This is a genomic window from Cellulomonas rhizosphaerae (genome assembly GCF_003470205.1).
In the GTDB taxonomy this organism is placed as follows: Bacteria; Actinomycetota; Actinomycetes; order Actinomycetales; family Cellulomonadaceae; genus Cellulomonas; species Cellulomonas rhizosphaerae.
In genome coordinates, this window is record NZ_QWKP01000005.1 from 1 (window position 1) to 986 (window position 986).

Genomic DNA, 986 nt, shown 5'->3' on the forward strand with positions numbered 1-986 from the left:
GAGCCAGGCCGTCAAGATCCCCGCCGACTGGGAGAAGTTCGCGCCGCTCGCGACGAACCCGTTCACCGTCGACCCCGCCGCGATCGCCGCGAACCGCGCGACGTGGCTCGCCGACTGGTCGGCGACGGTGATCGGCTGACGATGTCCGCCCCGACGCTGACCCGCCCCGCTGCTCCGGCGCCGCCCTCGCGCGCGCCTGTGCGTGGCAGGCGGGGCGGGCTGGCGTGGTTCTGGGTCGTGGCGGTCGTCGTGCCGCTCGCGTTCCTCGGGCTGTTCTTCGCCTGGCCCGTGGTCGCGATGATCTCGCGCGGGTTCGTCGTCGACGGGTCGCTGGACCTGTCGGGGTTCGCGGACGTGTTCTCCCGGCCGCGCACGTGGCGGATCGTCGGGCTGACGATCCTGCAGGCCACGGTCGCGACGACGATCGCCGTGCTGCTCGGGATCCCCGGTGCGTACGTGCTCTACCGGCGTCGCTGGCGCGGGCGCGCGTTCGTGCGCGCGCTGGTCACGGTGCCGTTCGTGCTGCCGACGGTCGTGGTCGGCGTCGCGTTCCGCTCGCTGCTCGTCTCGGGCGGACCGCTCGGCTTCCTGCACCTCGACGGCACCCTGGTCGCGATCATCGCCGCGCTGGTGTTCTTCGACTACGCGGTCGTCGTGCGTGGCGTCGGGGGGATGTGGGAGCGGCTCGACCCGCGCGCCGAGCAGGCCGCCCGAGCGCTCGGGGCCTCGCCGTGGCGGGCGTTCCGCACGGTCACGCTGCCCGCGCTGACGCCGGCCATCGCCTCGTCGGCCTCGCTCGTCTTCCTGTTCTGCGCGACCGCGTTCGGGACCGTGCTCATCCTCGGCGGCCTGCAGTTCGGCACGATCGAGACGGAGATCTGGGTCCAGACGACGCAGTTCCTCGACCTGCGCGCGGCGGCGGTGCTGTCCGTGGTGCAGCTCGTCATCGTGGGCGTCGCGCTGACCCTGGCGGGGCGCGCGCGGGC

The 986-nt window shown here is 73.7% G+C and carries 1 protein-coding gene; it reads left to right on the forward strand.

Annotated features, from left to right (window positions below):
• Positions 1–141: 141 nt before the first annotated feature.
• Positions 142–986: ABC transporter permease (locus D1825_RS00050; protein ID WP_138066827.1), on the forward strand; the 845-nt coding region annotated here is incomplete at its 3' end.